This is a genomic window from Variovorax sp. GW821-FHT09D04 (assembly GCF_059416405.1).
This window is the reverse complement of record NZ_JBWKPA010000006.1, coordinates 71,013-89,118: the sequence shown is the minus strand read 5'-3', so window position 1 is coordinate 89,118 and position 18,106 is coordinate 71,013. Positions and strand designations below refer to the sequence as shown.

Below are 18,106 nucleotides of genomic sequence, written 5' to 3'. Positions count from 1 at the left end.
GACTTTCAATGCAGCCCCGGTCCCGCCTACATGGCGAAAAGGCTCATGTAGCGTGGCTCAGGAGTGACCGCGCGCCTGGAATTGCCAGCCGCGGGTTTTTCGAGGAAGTGATGCAGCGCGTGACCCGGTGGCGGTCACGCCTGGGGAGCGGCTAGGGTCGTCGTCGGCCGCTCAGGCACCGCAGCGGGGCGGTGCTGAAAACATCCATTGCGCGATGCCGGTCAGGCGCGATGCCGGCATGGAGATGAAGCCCGCTTTTCATGCGGACCTTGATTCGACACTTATTCATGCGATACCCCCACCATGGATCCTGTCAAAAAGAATCTAGGTCGGCGCGCCGAAAGTCGTTGCCGCTTGTAAGCGGACGGCAACCGGTGGTCGATTGGTTGTCTTCGAAAACGAAGGTGCTAATTATGAGAGGCCATCTTCAGGAATGCAACTTTCTCACATACAAATTAACTGACGAGAACCTGACTACGCGCGCCAGAGCCAAAAAAAAACAGCGGCCGCGGCGACACCGGCCGAAATCAGGGCGATCAGCGCCATTTCCGCATGGCCACCATTGCTTTTTTGGGACGCTGCAGCGAAAGCGGGAGGGCGTTCATTGCCGTGTGGCGGGCTCGCGAACGGGCTGTAGACCGCGGAGCCGGGGCGCTCCGGGTCACCGCTTCCTGTTGTGGCCGCCGGATCGTCGGGAGAGGCCGTCGCCACGGCCGCTTCGTTTGCGACTTCGCCGTCCGCAACGCCGCCATCCGGGTTCTCGTGCGCAGCAACAGCGGCCGACGTCGATTCCGTTGCGATCGCCAGGTCGGCGCACATGACCTGCGTGGCCCAGGCCGCGACAAGCATGGCCTGGACGAAGGGCCGCTTGTTGAGCGCGCGGCGAGGGCGCGATCCGGCGGGGAAGGGGCAATCGATCGAGGTCATGGGGTCGTTGCCCTTCAGATCAGGCCCGTATGAACGGCGAAGTTCACCGCCTGGGCGCGCGAATGCACATGCAGCTTCTTGTAGATGCTCTTGATGTGCACATTGACGGTCTGGCCGGTGATGCCGAGCTTGGCGCCGATCTCCGCCGAGACGTAACCCGAGGCCACGCAACGCAGGACCTCGCTCTCTCGCGGCGTCAGTGTCATGTCGCGCGATGGCGGTCTCGGCGGCGACGGCGCCTTGTCGGCGACCGGCTCGCGGGGGTGGTAGTCCAGGCGGTGCAGCAGGCGCCGCGTGAGCCGGGGCGTGATCGCGGCCCCGCCGTTCACCACGTGCAGCACGGCATCGGCGAAGCTTTGCAACCAGGCGTTCTTCAGGAGGTACCCCATGGCACCCAGTTCGAAGGCGCGCAGCACGTGGGCGTCGTCCTCGAGCGAGGAGATCACGATGACCTCGCTGCTGCGGTGCAGGCGGCGTGCCTCGGTGATCAGCTCGAAGCCCATCTCGTCGCCCAGCTGCAGCTCGAGCATCAGCACGTCGAAGGTGTGCGTGGTCAGCAGCCGGCGCCCCTCGCGAACGCTGTCGGCCTGGCCTTCGAGCTGGATGCGCAGGTCCGACAGCAACTCCTGGGCGATCACCCGGCGCATGTACTCGTCGTCGTCGACGAGCAGCACGCGCACCGGCGATTTCTCCTGGCCGATCAGGAAGTCCGGCCACAGCCTCGCGGCGGGCGCGCAGACGCCGACGGAGGCCTTCTCGCCAGAGCTGATGAGCCGGTGATCAAGCATGTGCCTGCCCCGGTTGGCGTGAGCGACGCAGGCCGGTCGTTGCGAGCGTGGGCGGGGAGACGCAAAGGTCGTCCGTCGAGCGCTCCGGGGCCACTTTCCCCATCGGCGGCAAAGCAGGTTGGGGTCTCATACATTTTCAATAGAAAAATGAAAGGCAAGTGCCGAATTGAATGTTTTCTGTGAGTTTTAATTGAAATTCAATTCAGCCCGAGGCTTGCGCAATCCTATGAACTTGACGGGACGGTTGCGCGGGTCTTTTGCTCCTGTTTGTGGAAAGACATGAGTGTTTCAAAATGGAACTACCTGAACCATGACGTTCGATATACCTAATTTCTATGTTTTTGAGGCGGATCGTGAAAAACGACGCATTGTTCGACAAGTGAGCAATGCTGGTTGAAAAGTGGAATGGGTTTATTTATGCGAGGAAATTTTGAAGATAATGAAATTAATCAAATATGAAATTCATTTTTGAATGGGTATTTGGTGTTTGGTGAAATAAAATATTCAAAAAACCAATTGAAACCAAGGAAATAACTTGATTATTGAAATTCCGGTGATATTTGAATTGAATGAAATCTTCTATTAACCAAATTGTCTGCGATCCGATTTTTATTTTTGGAATTTATTCTCTCGTTTGATCATGATTTTTCAATTCAATTGAAATTCAATTTCTTTGAGGTGGCACGAAATGCGGTGTCGAATCTTTTCCTCCTCTGCCAGTGCGGTGCGCTCCCGCACGTCAGTTGATCGCAGCAGGCGGGGATCGGAAAAGCGGGGAAATGGCGGGTCCCGGAGGGGCATGCCGACGCTGAGCGGCCCGCAGTGGGCGCCCCGAAGGACGGGGCGGGCAGGGCGCTGTCAGTGCGCCATGGCGTCGAGGTGGTGCTTGACGGCGTAGATGTAGAGCTCGAGCCGGTTCGTCACGCCGAGCTTCTGGTAGATCGACGTGAGGTGGTTGCGCAGCGTGTGTTCGGTGACGAAGGCCTGCCCGGCCAGCGTCTTGTTGGAGGCGCCGCTGCCGTGCACCACGGTGCGGACGATGTCGCGCTCCTTCTGGGTCAGGCTGGCCTGCCTGACGGACTCGGGGTCGGCTTTCGGCGGCTTCTTCACCGAGGTGAGTTCCGAGAGCACGCGGCCCATGGTCGGGGCGTCGACGCAGAGTTCGCCGTGGTGCACGCGTTCGATCGCATCGAGCACCTGCTCGGCCGAGGCGTCCTTGCGCATCACGCCGCGCGCGCCGCGCAGCACCGCGAGGTCCAGGGTGCGCTGCTCGCGTTCGCCGGTCAGCACGACCACGCGCGAGACCTCGTTCGACAGCAGCTGCGGCAGGATGTCCAGGGCGCAATGGCCGTCCAGGTCGAGGTCGAGCACGATGACGTCGGGGGCCAGGCTCTGCGTGTGCGCCACGGCTTCTTCGCAGCAGCTGGCGGTGGCGACGACCTTCATGCGCGGCTGTTCGCCGTCGATCAGCCGGGACAGGCCCCACAGCATGGTCTGGTGATCGTCCACCAGCAGGACGCCGATGGGATGGGCTTCGGTTTGCATGAGGGGCTCCTCGGACTGTTGTCGTGCTTTTTGGGCTCAGATGGGAATTTCGATCAGCACCTCGGTGCCGCCGCCCCGGCACCGGCTGACCTGCGCGCGGCCTCCGAGCGCCGCTGCGCGGTCGCTGAGGGAGCGTGGCCGGAAGGGCGCGAAGTTCTCTTCGCCGCCTTCGTTCTCGATGCGCAGGTGCAGGCAGCCATTGCGGCAGCCGATGCGCACGCTGCCGCGGCGGGCCTGCGTGTGCTTGCAGATGTTGTTCAGGCCTTCGCCCACCATCTGCAGAACCTCCGCGGTCATGCGGTCGTCCAGGCGCACGTGGCCTTCGACGTTCACCGAAATCTCGATGCCGTAGAGCCCCTGGATGCGGGCGGCTTGGCTGTACAGCTGGTGCAGCACGAGGCCGCACGAATTGTCCGGGCCGTCCTTGACCGCGCCCGCGAAGCGCCGCAGGTCGGCGATCACGCCGCTCGCCACCTCGGCGAGCTTGTCCAGGTCCTCGAGCAGCGGGTTGTCCGCGGCGGCCTTCTTGCGCAGGGCACACAGGCCCATGCGCAGCCCGATGTAGGGCTGCACGGCCGTGTCGTGCAGGTCCAGCGAGATCTTCAGGCGCTCGGTCGCGGCCGCTTCCGAGGCCATGCGGTCGAGCACCTCGATGGTCTCGATGACCGGGAAGATCTGTTCCATGAGGTGCGCGAGGAACAGCGCGTCGGACTTGCTGAAGTGGCCGTTGCGCGAGGAGATGAACACGCGCCCCTCGCCCAGGCGCAGCGGCAGCGCGGCGCTGATGAACGCGCGGGCCTCGAGCATGGCGGCCACGGCGGCACTGCGCTTGGCGCCGTCGCGGCCCTCGGGGCGCCAGCCGATCGCACCGGGGCCGTGCATGTGGCTGCGCGCGAAGAAGTGGTTCAGGGGCCAGGGCAGGCGGTTGCTCAGCACGGTGTGCGGATGCTCCAGTGCCATCAGCGGCGACTCGGCGATGCCGCCGAGCGTCTCGACACCGACGTGCTCGCAGGTGTCGTCCTTGCGCAGCGTGCGCAGGGTCCAGTTGCCGGTGGCGGTGTCCCGCGTCATGAGGATGCAATGGCTGGCCTTGAAGAAGGCCAGCGTCTTTTCCATCGTGCGGGCGATGGTGCGGCCCGCGCCGAAGCGCGGGTTCGACAGCTGGCTGATGTCACCCAGCAGGGCCAGGCGCCGCTGCAGGATGAGCTTGGAGCCGCCCCAGTGCACGATCATGTGCCCCAGCGCCAGCAGGAAGGTCGTACGCATCAGCAGCTGCGGCGCGTCGTCGCCCGTGCTCGTGCCGAGCCCGCAGGCGGCGAACGACGCGACCGAGACGATCGTCACGCGGGCGCCTTCCTCGAAGCCCCAGCGGAACGAGGAGGTCAGGATGGCGAAGAAATAGAACAGGAAGAACAGGCTGTGCACGCCGCCCGTCACGAAGACGATCAGCGTGAACCACATCACGTCGGACCAGTGGACCGCCTTGCCCTGGACATGGCGCCAGCCGCCCTGCGTGCAGGCGTGCACCAGCACGCTGTGCAGGAGGTATCCGCAAAAGGCCAGCCAGACCGCGCTGGCCACCGGTTGCCGCGTGGGCCCCGCATCGACCGCCATGGCCAGCACCGCGGAGATCGACAGCACCAGCCGCATGCGGGCGGCCATGAGCGCATCCGTCGACAGGCTGCTGTCGAGGCTCGGGGCGGAGACGGGGGCGCGCATGGCAAGACATCCTTCGCATGAACTGTTTCATGCACGGCAGGGGCCGACGTTCGGTGGTAACAGCCTGGCGTTCATTTCTTCGTGCCAATAACGCGGTGTATGTGAAGGTTTCACATTACTTCTTTGGTACTCGAAAGGAACCTTGTGGGCGATCTGTGACGTCTGTTGCGCTTGGTTTCAATTGTGTCGTGGGCAGGCTTTTTTCATCGCTGTACGAGGCGCTTCCCCTCGGCCGGGGGGCGCCGCAGGGCAAACGGGTACCCGATTCATGGAGGTGTGGGGCAAGGGGAACGCGAGGGGCGGTGTTCGTGCGCGCCGGACGCACCGATCCCGGCGCGCCAGGGCTGGCACGCCGGGCGTTCGACCCGAACCCGGATTCAGCCCCGCCGTGGCACCAGCGCCGTCCGTCCCAGGGGCGTGACCCGCAGGACGGTGGCCTGGCGCAGCTTCTGCCGGGCGCGGCAGATCGGGGGGAGGGTGGCTTCCACCATGCCGGCGGCTTCCAGGACCGCCACGGAGTTGATCTCCGACGGGTCCTCGGTGTGCAGGGGAAAGGTCGAGTTGCCGATCCTGCGCAGGTAATCGAGCGGCATGACGCTCCATTGGGGGCGTTCTTCATGCACCGAAGCGCCGTTGCCGCAGAGCGTGGCGATCTCCGCGTGCCCCTCGTCCGTGATGGCAAAGACCTGGGCGCTTTCGTACCGCTGGTAGCCGAAGTTGTCGACATGGAACTCGGCTTCGATGAGTCCGGTGGCGACCAGCACCGAGGCATGCCGGATGTCCGCGTCCGCCGTGAGCATGACCGGAAAACGCTTGTTCATGAGCCGAAGAAGAAGGACGAGCGGCATGCGGTACTCCTCGCAGTGTCAGCGGTGCCGGCTGGTCCGGCGACGAACAGGCACCCGATGCGCAGCCCCGCACAGGGAGGCATCCGTCAGGCGTGGGCCTGTGATGCCAACGGGGAGCAACGGTCGCACTGAACTCGCGGGAACAGACACGGAAGCCACCAATGTAAGAAATGTGATTTTTTCACTTTAGTCCCTTTTTCGTACTTTCGCCACGGGTTTGGAGATAGATGGCCGAAGGTGCTATCTGGCCCGCGTGCGCGCAGGCCGACGCCCGCCGCGCTGCGACGGTGTCGAACTGGAACTGGAGAAGTGCGAAAGCCCGGCGTCGCCTGCCGCCGGAAGGGGCGGGCGATGCGACCGGGCGGCGGGGCGCTGCGCCGCCGCTTCAGGTCAGGGGTTGAATGTCACCCGCTGCGCGATGAGAACGCCGTCGACCACCCGGTCTCCCACGACGGTCACGCGCTGGCCGTTGGCCAGGTTCGCGGCGGTACCGTTCTCGAAGGTGGTACCCGGTCCGCTGGCGTCCACCGGCTGGCCCTGCACCCTGAAATTGGCCGAAGACTGGTAGCCGCCGATGGCCCCGATGAGCGTGAACGAGGCCGGCCCGCCCGTGCCGGGCACATGGCGGATGCGCAGCTTCTTGACGACCAGCACCCCGCCGGACATGAAACCGTCGACCTCGACCTTCACGCCGTTGCCGAGCGAACCGACGGGGCCGCCCGTGATCTGCGCATTGGTGGCGTCCACCGGCGTGCCCAGCACCTTGAAGGCGCCGCGCGAGACGAAATCGGTGATGTCTCCCGCGAGCTGCAGTGCGATGCCGTTGCTCGTCGGTATCGCGTACCACCCCTGCACCTGGGTCGCCGTGAACGCGTTGCCGACCGGCGCGGTCGTGCCGCGGGCGCGCACGATGACCCCGTTGGCCAGCAACGAGGCGTCGATGCCCGTGAAGCTGGCGCCGCCATAGCTGACCGTCAGCTGGCCGAGCGTGAAGGTCTGGTTCGTCGTGTTGAGGTTCTGGATGGCGCCCGTGACCAGCGGGGCGGTCAGCGTGGGTGCGGTCTGCACGCGGGTGGCGCGCAGCGTGCCCGGCGCGCCGGGCAGGCCCCACACCTGGACGAGGCTGCCGTCGGCCACATTGGCAAGCCCGTTCGCGTCGGCCCAGACCGTGGCCGCATCGATGGTCACGTTGATGCCCATGACGACGAAGCTGCCGGCGCCCACGTCGATGCGCGAGACGGCACCGCGCAGTTCGGCCGCCGACACGACCTGCGTCGCGATGCCGCGGGTGAAGTCGGGGTCGACCTTGCCGGCGACCCGCGCGCTCATGCCGATCTGGAGTTCGGTGGCGTCCTCGACGGTGATGGTGGCCGTGTCCGTTGTGTAGCGCAGGCCGTTCAGGATGATGCTGCCCAGGCCGTCCGCGGCGCCGATGCCGGCGGCGTCCGCGGTCACGCCGGTGCCGCCCGAGCCGACACCGGAGCCGTCGGTGTTGCCGTTGCTGGCGGTGTCGCCGGAGCCGCCCGTGCCAGCGTTGCCCGAGCCGGACCCGGTCCCATCCCCGCCTGTGCCCGTGCCCGCGCCGCCAGGGCTGTCACCGCCGATCGCGGTGCCGGTGCCCAGGCCCAGGTTCCCGGTCGAGGCACCACCGCCGCCTCCGCAGGACATCAACAGGGCCATGAGGCCGGCGCAGAACAGGCCCAGCAGGAGGCGGCGGGGTGTTTGGATCGTGCTCATGAGGGGCGCTCGCTTTCAGAGGACGCGGGCGGGGGCGGCGTGCCCTCGTCCTCGTAGTACGTGTAGATGCCGACACGGATTCGTCCTTCGGCGCTGGCCGGCGCGCGGCTGACCGCCCGTGCCATTTCCTGCGCGAGCTCGTGGTGCAGGGCGGACCAGCGGTCGCGCACCAGGCGGTGGATCTGTTCGCAATCGTTCAGCGACAACCCGCGCGCGTACACCGCGCGTTCGAGCATGCGGGGCTGTTCGCCCAGCGTGTTGGCGACGGCCGCCAGCAGGTGGTCCCGGCCGTTGTCGCCCAGGAAGGCCAGCATCGATTGCAGGTCCTGCACGGGCACGAAGCCGTCGGCGGTGAGTTCGGCCATGCCCTCGTTTTCGGTCACCATGTTCAGCCGGATCAGCTCGTCGAGGATGGTGCGGTGGTGGACGTTGCCGCGGCTGCTCAGGCGGGCGACCGCCTCGAACGAGGGCGCCGTGTGGCCCGAGGTGACGGGCAGGCGCCGGAACGAGGCGTCTTCGGTCAGCATCTGCAGCCACAGCGTGAACGTCTTGGCCGCGGCCGACAGTTCGGTGTGGGGCAGGGGGTCGACGGTGGAGCGGACCTTGGCGGTCACGGCCTTGCGGTTCAGGCCGGTGGTGACGGACAGCTGGCTCAGGTTGGGTTTGGGAACGCCCTGGCTGCGCCAGGAGTGCTGCGCCTCCTCGATCAGCAGGTCGCGCAGCAACTCCTCCAGGTGGGGGTGCTTGACCCCCATCGCGAGGGCGAGCTTCACCACGGGTCGAAGGATGCGTGAGCAGGCCGCCAGGGCCCATTCCAGCCGTTGTTCCATGACGCGACGTGTGTAGTCCTGAAAGTGCGATGCCGACAGGATCGGAGGCGGCGCCCCGACCACCATCAACGCCCCATTGTCCTGCGCACCGCGCTGCAGTGAAAGCTTTGGACTGCGGTTTGACGGCCAGTGAGCCAAAGTTTCATGTTCAGGCGCGGGGCGACCGTCCGGCCGGGGCTGCCAAGGCCGATCGGCCGACGGGTTGGCCAGGTTGCCTATGTCGCCCTGCAGCGTGCCCGCCGCAGGACGCGCGCGGCCTGGACGACACCCAGGGTCGGCCCTTTCCCACATGCGGGCCCCGCGCCGGGGGCGACAAAGACACCTCTGTTTCTTTGCATGTCTCAAGGAGCCGAGATGGCCAATGCGAACCCCCGCAAGAACGACGCGGCCGGCACGACCGCCGTCACGCACCGCACGGTGCAGATCGATGGCGTCGAGGTCTTCTACCGCGCGGCCGGTCCGGTGGGGGCCCCGGTGCTGCTGTTGCTGCACGGCTATCCGTGTTCTTCGTTCCAGTACCGCGCGCTGATGCCGGCGCTGGCGGACCGCTGGCGCGTGGTGGCGCCCGATTTCCCGGGCTTCGGCTACAGCGGCACGCCCGAGGAGAACTTCGTGTTCGATTTCGACGGCTACGCGCACTTCCTCGACCGCTTCACCGCCGCGCTCGCGCTGCGCCGTTACGCGCTGTACCTGCACGACTACGGTTCGCAGATCGGCCTGCGCCATGCGATGCGGCGGGCCGGGCGGGTGACGGCGCTGATCATCCAGAACGGCGACATCTACGAAGACACGCTGGGGCCGAAGTACGCGGCGATCCGGGCGTACTGGAACGACCCGAGCGAGGCCCATCTCGCGGTGCTGGAGCGCGCCGTGAGCGAAGAGGGCTTTCGCGACGAGTTCATCGGAGAGGTGTCGTCGCGCGTGGCCCCGCGGCTCGCGCCCGATCTCTGGCGCCTTCACTGGCCGTTGATGGACACGCCCGTGCGGCGCGGCATTGCGCTCGGTCTCATGAAGGGGCTGAAGGAGAACCTGCGGTGGTTCCCGCGCTACCAGGACTACCTGCGCACGTACCGCCCGCCCACGTTGATCCTGTGGGGGCCGCAGGACGGCTACATGCCGATCGAGGCCGGCCGTGCCTACCTGCGGGACCTGCCCGACGCCCAGTTCCACGCGTTCGACGACGGGGGCCACTGGCTGCTCGAGACGCACCTGGCCGAGGTGCTGCCGCCGCTGTGCGATTTTTTGGGGCGACACCTACCGGGTTCACTGTCTGCATCAGCCCGGACGATCGAAGGCGTGCCGGTATGAGCGTCGCCACCATCGCGCGCATCTGGCGCGGCCGCGTCACGCGGGGCCGCGCGGAGGCCTACGAACGCTACCTGCTGGCTGAAGGCATTCCGCCATTGCGCAAGACGGCGCTCGCGGTGCAGCTGTTCCGCGAAGACCGCGCCACCGAGACCGAGTTCGTCACGACCTCCTACTGGCCCGACGTGGCCGCGATGAGCGCGTTCACCGGCGGCGACCCGAATGGGGTGCATCACCTGCCGCGCGATGCGGAGTTCCTGATCGAGCTGCCCGAGCGCGTCGAGGTGTTGCGCATCGTCGTCGACACGTGGACCTGAAGCGTCAGGCCGCCGACGCCGCCTCGAGTCCCGTCGGAAAGTGCACCCCCGCGCGCTGCGCGGCCTGCACGATGTGCTGCGTCATCGCCTGCTGCGCCAGTGCCGGGTTGCCTTGCGCGAGCGCCTCGATGATCGCCATGTGCTCGTCGTAGGTGGCATGGCGCGCGCCGCGCTTGTAGAAGGGCAGGCGCTGGCTCTCCTGCATCACCTCGGCGCTGTTGCGCAGGATCTCGGCGATGGCCTGGTTGCCTGCGATGCCGATGATCTGCATGTGGAAATCGAAATCGAGCTGCGTGGCCTGCGTGAAGTCGCCGGCGTCGATGCATGCGCGCATGGCCTGTGCATTGGCGCGCAGCGCCGCCAGGTCGTCCGCCTCGATGACCAGGCAGGCTAGCCGCGCGGTGAAGTTCTCGACCGCGAAGCGCAGCTGGTACACGTCCTGCAGCGAATGCGAGGTGGCGAACTTCCAGGCCGGGGAGGCCGCCGGCGCCTGCTGTCCGCCGTCTTCGGCCACGTACATGCCCTTGCCGGGACGCGGAATGACCAGGCCCGTGCCCTGCAGCGTCGACAGCGCCTCGCGCAGCGAGGTGCGGCTGATGCCGAGCTGCTCGGCGAGGTCGCGCTGCGAGGGCAGCAGCCCGCCGGCCGCATAGGTGCCGTCCGCGATCCGCTGCTGGATCAGGCGGGCGGCGGTGGCGGCGACGGCGGGGGAGGCGAGCATGGGTGGTTTTCGGTGCGAAGTGCGGCAGTGGCGGGAGCTGGAAATCTTACTGTGGCCGCACCCCGGGGCCTTCCCTACTTGTTGACCAGCTTGGCCGGCACCGTCCAGGTGAGGAAGGCGCCGAACAGCAGCACGCCGGCCAGAACGAACAGGGCGATGTCGGTGCTCTTCGTGGCGTCCTTGATCAGACCGATCATGTAGGGGCTCACGAAGCCCGCCAGGTTGGCGAAGGAGTTGATGAGCGCAATGCCGGCTGCTGCGCCCGCGCTCGACAGGATGGCGGTCGGCAGGCTCCAGAACAGCGGTGACGTCGCTAGGCTGCCGCCCGCGGCCAGGGCCAATGCGGCCAGCGAGAGGTACACGTTGTTGCTGAAGATCGCGCTCAGCGTGAGGCCCAGCGCGCCGCAGCAGAAGGGCACGATCAAATGCCAGCGGCGTTCGCGCATGCGGTCGGAACTGCGGCTCACCAGCAGCATCGAGACGATGGCCACGGCAAAGGGAATGGCCGTGAGCAGCCCGATGTTCAGCGCGCCCGACACGCCCGACTGGCGCACCAGCGTGGGCAGCCAGAAGGTCAGGCCGTACTGGCCCATCACCGTGCAGAAACAGATCAGCGCCATCTTCACGATGCGGCGGTCGGCGAACAGCGCGCGCAGCGTCATGTGGCTGGTGCCGCCCTTGGTGGCGTTCTCGGCGGCGATGTTGCGTGCGAGCACGGCCTTTTCTTCCGCGGTGAGCCAGCGTGCGCCCTGGATGCTGTTGTCCAGGTACACGATGACCAGCAGGCCGATCACCAGCGAAGGCAGTGCCTCGATGAGGAACAGCCACTGCCAGCCGCGCAGTCCGCCCATGCCGTGCATGGCGTCCATGATCAGGCCCGACAGCGGCCCGCCCAGCACGCCCGACACCGGAATCGCGCACATGAACACCGCCACCATCTTGGCGCGCCGATGCGAGGGAAACCAGTAGGTGAGGTACAGGATCATCCCCGGGTAGAAGCCGGCCTCGGCCGCTCCGAGCAGGAAGCGCAGCACGTAGAACTGCGTGGGCGTGGTCACGAACATCATCGCGGCCGAGATCAGGCTCCACGTGATCATGATCCGCGAGATGGTGGCCTTGGCGCCGATGCGGTGCATCAGCAGGTTGCTCGGCACCTCGAAGAAGAAGTAGCCGATGAAGAACAGCCCCGCGCCCAGCCCGTACATGGCTTCGCTGAACTGCAGGTCGCTGAGCATGTTCAGCTTGGCGAAGCCGACGTTCACGCGGTCCAGGTAGGCGGCCACGTAGCAGAGCATCAGGAACGGCATGAGTCGCCATGCCACTTTCTTGTAGAGCGCGTTCTCCGCTGCAGCAGAGGTGGTGGCCGGCTGCAGCGGCGCATGAAGGGTGGTGGTTGACATGGCGGTCCTCGAAGGCGTCGATGGGGTGGATTAACTGGTATTACCGGTATGATTTAACGCGACCGAGACGTTAAGGCCTCATGCGCCATTGGACACTAGCGATTTCCCTGACGCCGGGAGATTGACGGCCTGGCTGCACCGCAAGGATACTGGTAATACCAGTTGGACCAAAAAGCCGAGGAGTTTCTGTTGACGATTGCCAGTCCCACCTTCCTGCCTCCGGCGCCGGGCACGCCCGCAGCGCTCGCGCTCGTTGCGCAGCCGCTGACGCGCGAGGCCTTCGCCGCGTTCGGCGACGTCATCGAGAGCGCGCACGCCCGGTCGATGCCGATCAACGCGGGCATGACCACGCGCTTTCACGACCTGGCGCGCGTGGACCCGGGCCCCGGCGACAGCCGCGTGCTGGTGAACATCTTCGAAACGCAGCCCTACGCGATGCCGCTGCAGGTGGGCATGCTGGAGCGCCACCCGCTGGGCAGCCAGGCCTTCGTGCCGATGGACGGCAGCCGCTTTCTCGTGGTGGTGGCGCCGGCGGGCGACACGGTGCGCGTGGAAGACATCCGCGCCTTCGTCACCGACGGGCGGCAGGGCGTGAACTACGCGCGCGGCGTCTGGCACCACCCGCTGGTGGTCACGCAGCAGCCGGCCAGCTTCGTGGTGATCGACCGCGGCGGGGCCGGGCCGAACTGCGACGAGATTCTGGTGCCGCCGGCGTGCGTGGTGCGCGTCAGCCTGGCGGGCTGAGCGCGCGCCATCCCTGCGGCCATCGCCCGGCGGCTGCGCCAGCATCGCAGGCACCGCGACGCCGACTTGCGGCCATTGGCGAAAGAGGCCTACACCGCCGGGAGCGCCCCGGTGAAACCTTCGGGCCATGGGTGAACGCCATGCGCAATTCAACGAAATCGATGTTTGCCGGAAGCCTCGCCATCGGGGTCCTGGGCGTCGCGGCGCTCGTTGCCGGGCCGGCTGCCGCGCAGTCGGCCGACAAGCCACCGCCGGTCAAGCCGCAAGCGCAACCTGGCCCCGACCCCGAGCTCCTCGTGAAGCCGCCGCCCCATGGCCATCCGCGGCTGGTGAAGCCCGCGCCGCCCGACCGCGACCCCGGCATGGTGAAAAAGCCACCGGCGGACGCGAAGCCGGCCGGCGAGGACAAGCCCCGCGTGGACGACCCCGGTGCGCCCTCGCGCCAGGACGACTGCCGGGGCACCGCTGAGGACTGCAGACAGAACTCCCCCCGATGACGCCTTGAACGGAAGAACACGCCTCGCCATGAAATGGTCGAGTCGCCGGGCTACCTGCGCAAGACCTGAGATCGCGAGAGCGGGTTGGCGCTCATCGACATCGACGCCTGAGCGGTGCGGCCGGGCGTCAGCCCTGCGTGATGAGGTGGGTGGTGCAGTGACTCACTGGCACTGGAACAGCACGCCGGATTCGGCCGGTGCCTTGCCGAGCCACTTCGGCTCCTGGCTCTTGGCGCTGCAGTAGTCCGAGGCCTGGGTGTAGGTCATGGCACGCAGCACACCGTCGCGGAAGGGAACGATCTGGTTGGGCGGCGTCGAGCAGCCGGCAATGACCAAAGCCAGGGGAAACAGTGTGATGCGCCAGTTCATCGGGCCATTCTAAAGAGGTCGTGCAGGCGCCGAAGTCCGCGGCCAGGGCAGGGCGGGTCGGCCCGCGCCGGCTTCTTTTTGCGAGGGCACGGGGCTATAGTCTGCGAGCACTGCTGCAGCCCCTTCCGATCCCCAAAGGACGTTCGTGCCGGACTCTCTGACTTCCACGCTCACCAGTTACTACGATGCGGTGCCCTACGACTCGCACCCGTTTCCCCAGTCCGCCGTGGAGCACCTGGAAGCCCTGGCCTTCCTGTTCGGGCTCGAGGCGCCGCCGCCGCACAAGGCGCGCGTGCTCGAGCTGGGTTGCGCCGCCGGCGGCAACCTGATCCCGTTCGCGGCGCGCCATCCGCAAGCCCACGCGGTCGGTGTCGACCTGTCGCGCGTGCAGGTGGCGCAGGGCGCCGCGGCGCTCGACCAGGCGGGGCTGTCGAACATCGAGCTCAAGGCCTTCAACATCGCCGACATCGACGCCTCGTTCGGCCTGTTCGACTACATCGTCTGCCACGGCGTCTACAGCTGGGTGCCGGGGCCGGTGCAGGACGCCATCCTGCGCGTGTGCGCCGAGAACCTGGCGCCGGGCGGCGTGGCCTACCTGAGCTACAACGTGTACCCGGGCTGGAAGGCGCGCGAGATCGTGCGCGACGCGATGATCCTGCGCGGCGGCCCGCGCGACACGCCCGAAGAAAAGCTGTCGTACGCGCGCGGCATGCTCGAGTTCCTCGAGCAGTCGGCCCGGCCCGACAGCGTGCTGCGCAAGACGCTCGAAGAGACGATGCCGATCGTGCGCAACTCCGGCAACTACTACCTGCTGCACGAGTTCCTCGAGCCCTGCAACGAGCCCTGCTATTTCAAGGAGTTCGTCGCGCGTGCCGAAGCGCGCGGGCTGGCCTACCTGTGCGACGCCGAGCCCTCGACCATGTTCGTGCAGAACTACGGCGAGAAGGTGCGCGACCCGCTGCTGCGCGAGTGCGGCGGCAGCCAGGTGATGATGGAGCAGTACCTCGACTTCCTCGTCAACCGCACCTTCCGCCAGACGCTGCTGGTGAAGCAGGGCAACGCCGCCAACATCCGCTACCGCCTCGAAGTCCCCCGCCTGCGCGCGCTGGAATTCGCCGGCGTCTTCCGCGTCGATGGCGGTGATGCACTCACCATCGACGCCCGCGAGCAGCCCTGCACCGCGCTGCGCGACCTGAAGGTCACGTTGCGGCTGCCCGCGCACAAGGCGGTGGCGCAGGCGCTCGATGCGAGCTATCCGTGCTCGATGTCGACCGAGGCGCTGCTGGCCGCGGTGGTGACGCTCACCGGCGAGCCGCGCGCGGCCGTCGAACCCATCGTGCTGGCCATGCTCGAAGAGCTGCTGATCCTCGGCGCGCTGCGCATCCGCCGCACGCCGGTGTCGGCGGCTGCTTCGGTGTCCGCGCTGCCGCAGGTGCTGGCCCCGGTGCGCCGCGCGCTGGCCGGTGTGCCCGCATCGCAGGCGACGGCCGTGCTCTGCAACCAGTGGCACGAACCGGTGTCGCTCACGGTGCTCGAACGCAGCCTGCTGCCGCTGCTCGACGGGGCGCACACGCACGAGGCGCTGGCCGCCTTCCTGCTCGACGAGGTGCGCGCCGAACGCCTGCGCTTCCTTAAGGACGACCAGCCGCTGATCGACCCGTCGGCGCTGCACGCCTTCGCGCAGGAGCAGGTGGCGCAGGCGCTGCAGAGCCTGCGGCGCAAGGCGCTGCTCACGGCCTGAAGGCCCACTCCATTCACCCCTCCCTCATTCTTCATCCAACGCACAGAGGAGACTTTTCCATGCAGCACTTCAAGTGGACCCCCACCCTGCGCGCCGCCGTCGCGGCCGCGCTCACCCTGGCGGCGGCCGGCGGCGCACAGGCCGCGTCGCAGGCGCCGGTGGCGGCCGAACACGGCATGGTCGTGAGCGCGCAGCACCTGGCCAGCAAGGTCGGCGTCGACGTGCTCAAGCGCGGCGGCAACGCGGTCGATGCGGCCGTGGCCGTGGGCTATGCGCTGGCGGTGGTGTACCCGGCCGCCGGCAACCTCGGCGGCGGCGGCTTCATGACCGTGCAGCTGGCCGACGGCCGCAAGACCTTCCTGGACTTCCGCGAGAAGGCCCCGCTGGCCGCCACGGCCAACATGTACCTCGACAAGGACGGCAACGTCGTCAAGGGCCTGAGCACCCATGGCCACCTCGCCGTCGGCGTGCCGGGCTCGGTCTCGGGCATGGAGTACGCGCGCGAGAAGTACGGCACGATGAAGCGCGCTGACCTCATCGCCCCGTCGGTCCAGCTGGCCGACAAGGGCTTCGCGCTGGAGCAGGGCGACATCGACATGCTGCTCACTGCCACCAACGACTTCAAGAAAGACCCGGTCTCCGGCGCCATCTTCCTGAACAAGGGCGAGCCCTTCGCGGTCGGCCAGAAGCTGGTGCAGAAAGACCTGGCCAAGACGCTGAAGGAAATCAGCGCCAAGGGCACCGACGGCTTCTACAAGGGCTGGGTCGGCAAGGCGATCGTGGCGTCGAGCCAGGCCGGCAAGGGCATCATCACGCAGGCCGACCTCGACCAGTACAAGACGCGCGAACTCGCGCCGGTCGAGTGCGACTACCGCGGCTACCGCGTGGTGTCGGCGCCCCCGCCGAGCTCGGGCGGCGTGATCATCTGCGAGATGCTCAACATCCTGGAGGGCTATCCGCTCAAGGACCTGGGCTTCCGTTCGGCGGAGTCGGTGCACTACCAGATCGAAGCCATGCGCCACGCCTACGTGGACCGCAACAGCTACCTGGGCGACCCCGACTTCGTGAAGAACCCGCTCGATCGCCTGCTCGACAAGGGCTACGCCGCCAAGATCCGCGCCGCCATCGATCCGAAGAAGGCCGGCGTGTCCAAGGACATCAAGCCCGGCGTGGCGCCGCATGAAGGCAGCAACACCACCCACTACTCGATCACCGACAAGTGGGGCAACGCGGTGTCGGTCACCTACACGCTGAACGACTGGTTCGGCGCCAAGGTCACGGCCGACAAGACCGGCGTGCTGCTGAACAACGAGATGGACGACTTCACCTCGAAGATCGGCGTGCCCAACATGTACGGCCTGGTGCAGGGCGAGGCCAACGCCATCGCCCCGGGCAAGCGCCCGCTGAGCTCGATGAGCCCGACCATCGTGTCGAAGGACGGCAAGCCGGTGTTCGTGGTCGGCACGCCGGGCGGCAGCCGCATCATCACGGCCGTGCTGCACACCATCCTGAACGTGGTCGACTACGGCATGAACGTGCAGGAAGCCGTCGATGCGCCGCGCTTCCACCAGCAGTGGTTGCCCGATGTGACCAACGTCGAGACCTTCGCGATCAGCCCCGACACCCGCAAGATCCTGACCGACATGGGCCACAACCTGGGCGTGCCGCAGCCGGCCAACCACCTGGCGGCGATCATCGTCGGCGCGCCCTCGCTGGGCGGCAAGGCGGTGGGCGCCAACCGTTTCTACGGCGCCAACGATCCCCGTCGCAACACGGGCCTCGCAGCAGGCTACTGAACCTGCGGCACACTCGAAGGCGGTCGTGCCCCTGTCGGCACGGCCGCTTTTTTCATTTTTCATGCACCTGCAAGACATCCTCTATACCCAGGGCTTCGGCACCCGCCGCGTGTGCGCGGGCCTGGTCCAGCAAGGCCACGTGAGCGTCGCCGGCGCGGTCGTGACCGACCCCTTCGCCGACCTCGACCCCGAAGGCCTGCTGTTCACCGTGCAGGGCACCGAGTGGGCCTGCCACGAGAAGGCCTACCTGATGCTGCACAAGCCGGCCGGCACCGAGTGCTCGCAGAAGCCCTCGACCTACCCGAGCATCTACACGCTGCTGCCGTCGCCGCTGCGGCTGCGGCCCAACAAGGGCGCGGTGCAGGGCGTGCAGGCCATCGGCCGGCTCGACCAGGACACGACCGGCCTGCTGCTCCTGACCGACGACGGCCAGTTCATCCACAAGATGGGCTCGCCCAAGCACCACGTGCCCAAGGTCTACGAGGTGACGGCCAAGCACCCGATCGACGAGGCGCAGATCGCCAAGCTGCTGGCCGGCGTGGTGCTCGACGACGATCCGAAGCCCGTGCGCGCTGCGGCTTGCGAGTCCGACAGCCCGCTGCACTTGCGGCTCACCCTCACCGAGGGCAAGTACCACCAGGTCAAGCGCATGCTGGCCGCGGTCGGCAACCGGGTCGAGGGCCTGCATCGCTCGCGCATCGGCGGCCTGGCGCTGCCGGAGGACCTGGCGCCGGGGCAATGGCGCTGGCTCACGGCCGAGCAGGTGGCCCAGTTGCGGGCGCCCGTGCCTCGCGCCGCGTGACATAGGTCAAGGCGCCGGGC

General features: G+C 67.1%; 17 protein-coding genes. 7 read left to right on the top strand and 10 right to left on the bottom strand.

Annotation, left to right across the window (positions count from 1 at the left end; genetic code table 11):
* Window positions 1-474: 474 nt before the first annotated feature.
* The 7 genes from AC07O4_RS19320 to AC07O4_RS19290 all read right to left on the bottom strand — a co-directional run bounded on the left by AC07O4_RS19320 (window position 475) and on the right by AC07O4_RS19290 (window position 8,394).
* On the bottom strand, window positions 475-927 hold the full coding sequence (locus AC07O4_RS19320) for a hypothetical protein (RefSeq protein WP_495305368.1): 453 nt from the start codon (window positions 925-927) through the stop codon (window positions 475-477).
* 14 nt (window positions 928-941) lie between these two features.
* Window positions 942-1,715, bottom strand: a complete 774-nt coding sequence (locus tag AC07O4_RS19315) for a LuxR C-terminal-related transcriptional regulator (protein ID WP_095744458.1) — start codon at window positions 1,713-1,715, stop codon at window positions 942-944.
* Between the two features lie 858 nt (window positions 1,716-2,573).
* Entirely contained in the window at window positions 2,574-3,260 is a 687-nt protein-coding gene (locus tag AC07O4_RS19310; RefSeq protein ID WP_095950012.1) for a response regulator, read from the bottom strand.
* A 36-nt stretch (window positions 3,261-3,296) separates the two neighbouring features.
* The gene (locus AC07O4_RS19305; RefSeq protein WP_495305367.1) at window positions 3,297-4,979 is read right to left on the bottom strand and encodes a sensor histidine kinase; all 1,683 of its coding nucleotides are present in this window, start codon (window positions 4,977-4,979) and stop codon (window positions 3,297-3,299) included.
* Between the two features lie 377 nt (window positions 4,980-5,356).
* Window positions 5,357-5,827, bottom strand: coding sequence for a hypothetical protein (locus tag AC07O4_RS19300; protein ID WP_062470870.1), 471 nt, complete (start codon window positions 5,825-5,827; stop codon window positions 5,357-5,359).
* 390 nt (window positions 5,828-6,217) lie between these two features.
* The gene (locus AC07O4_RS19295) at window positions 6,218-7,564 is read right to left on the bottom strand and encodes a DUF5666 domain-containing protein (protein WP_495305366.1); all 1,347 of its coding nucleotides are present in this window, start codon (window positions 7,562-7,564) and stop codon (window positions 6,218-6,220) included.
* Window positions 7,561-8,394: a DUF6502 family protein gene (locus tag AC07O4_RS19290; RefSeq protein WP_495305365.1), complete on the bottom strand. Its 834-nt coding sequence runs from the start codon at window positions 8,392-8,394 to the stop codon at window positions 7,561-7,563. The genes AC07O4_RS19295 and AC07O4_RS19290 overlap by 4 nt, the downstream gene beginning before the upstream one ends.
* Window positions 8,395-8,748: 354 nt before the next feature.
* On the opposite strand from AC07O4_RS19290, the gene AC07O4_RS19285 reads away from it, so the two are divergent.
* Window positions 8,749-9,702 (top strand): alpha/beta fold hydrolase, encoded by a 954-nt coding sequence (locus tag AC07O4_RS19285; RefSeq protein ID WP_495305364.1) that lies wholly within the window; start codon window positions 8,749-8,751, stop codon window positions 9,700-9,702.
* Window positions 9,699-10,016, top strand: coding sequence for a hypothetical protein (locus AC07O4_RS19280; protein WP_492738426.1), 318 nt, complete (start codon window positions 9,699-9,701; stop codon window positions 10,014-10,016). Before AC07O4_RS19285 ends, AC07O4_RS19280 begins: the two co-directional genes overlap by 4 nt.
* A gap of 4 nt (window positions 10,017-10,020) precedes the next feature.
* Here the strand turns inward: AC07O4_RS19280 and AC07O4_RS19275 are convergent, their stop codons facing one another.
* Together AC07O4_RS19275 and AC07O4_RS19270 are read right to left on the bottom strand one after the other, a co-directional pair.
* Window positions 10,021-10,737 (bottom strand): FadR/GntR family transcriptional regulator, encoded by a 717-nt coding sequence (locus tag AC07O4_RS19275; RefSeq protein ID WP_139703597.1) that lies wholly within the window; start codon window positions 10,735-10,737, stop codon window positions 10,021-10,023.
* A 74-nt stretch (window positions 10,738-10,811) separates the two neighbouring features.
* Window positions 10,812-12,137 (bottom strand): MFS transporter, encoded by a 1,326-nt coding sequence (locus tag AC07O4_RS19270; RefSeq protein ID WP_062470888.1) that lies wholly within the window; start codon window positions 12,135-12,137, stop codon window positions 10,812-10,814.
* A 186-nt stretch (window positions 12,138-12,323) separates the two neighbouring features.
* Here AC07O4_RS19270 and AC07O4_RS19265 point away from each other — a divergent pair, with 186 nt between their 5' ends.
* A complete protein-coding gene (locus tag AC07O4_RS19265) occupies window positions 12,324-12,881 on the top strand; it encodes an ureidoglycolate lyase (RefSeq protein WP_070059812.1) in 558 nt (185 codons plus the stop codon).
* Window positions 12,882-13,021: 140 nt separating this feature from the next.
* Complete coding sequence (locus AC07O4_RS19260; RefSeq protein WP_495305363.1) at window positions 13,022-13,378, top strand: hypothetical protein; 357 nt, start codon at window positions 13,022-13,024, stop codon at window positions 13,376-13,378.
* 162 nt (window positions 13,379-13,540) lie between these two features.
* Here AC07O4_RS19260 and AC07O4_RS19255 read toward each other — a convergent pair whose 3' ends face one another.
* A complete protein-coding gene (locus AC07O4_RS19255) occupies window positions 13,541-13,747 on the bottom strand; it encodes a hypothetical protein (protein ID WP_062470893.1) in 207 nt (68 codons plus the stop codon).
* Window positions 13,748-13,892: 145 nt separating this feature from the next.
* On the opposite strand from AC07O4_RS19255, the gene AC07O4_RS19250 reads away from it, so the two are divergent.
* The 3 genes from AC07O4_RS19250 to AC07O4_RS19240 all read left to right on the top strand — a co-directional run bounded on the left by AC07O4_RS19250 (window position 13,893) and on the right by AC07O4_RS19240 (window position 18,086).
* Window positions 13,893-15,488, top strand: a complete 1,596-nt coding sequence (locus tag AC07O4_RS19250) for a class I SAM-dependent methyltransferase (RefSeq protein WP_495305362.1) — start codon at window positions 13,893-13,895, stop codon at window positions 15,486-15,488.
* 59 nt (window positions 15,489-15,547) lie between these two features.
* Window positions 15,548-17,284, top strand: coding sequence for a gamma-glutamyltransferase (gene ggt / locus AC07O4_RS19245; RefSeq protein ID WP_495305361.1), 1,737 nt, complete (start codon window positions 15,548-15,550; stop codon window positions 17,282-17,284).
* Window positions 17,285-17,345: 61 nt separating this feature from the next.
* Complete coding sequence (locus AC07O4_RS19240) at window positions 17,346-18,086, top strand: pseudouridine synthase (protein ID WP_495305360.1); 741 nt, start codon at window positions 17,346-17,348, stop codon at window positions 18,084-18,086.
* The last annotated feature ends 20 nt before the right edge of the window (window positions 18,087-18,106 follow it).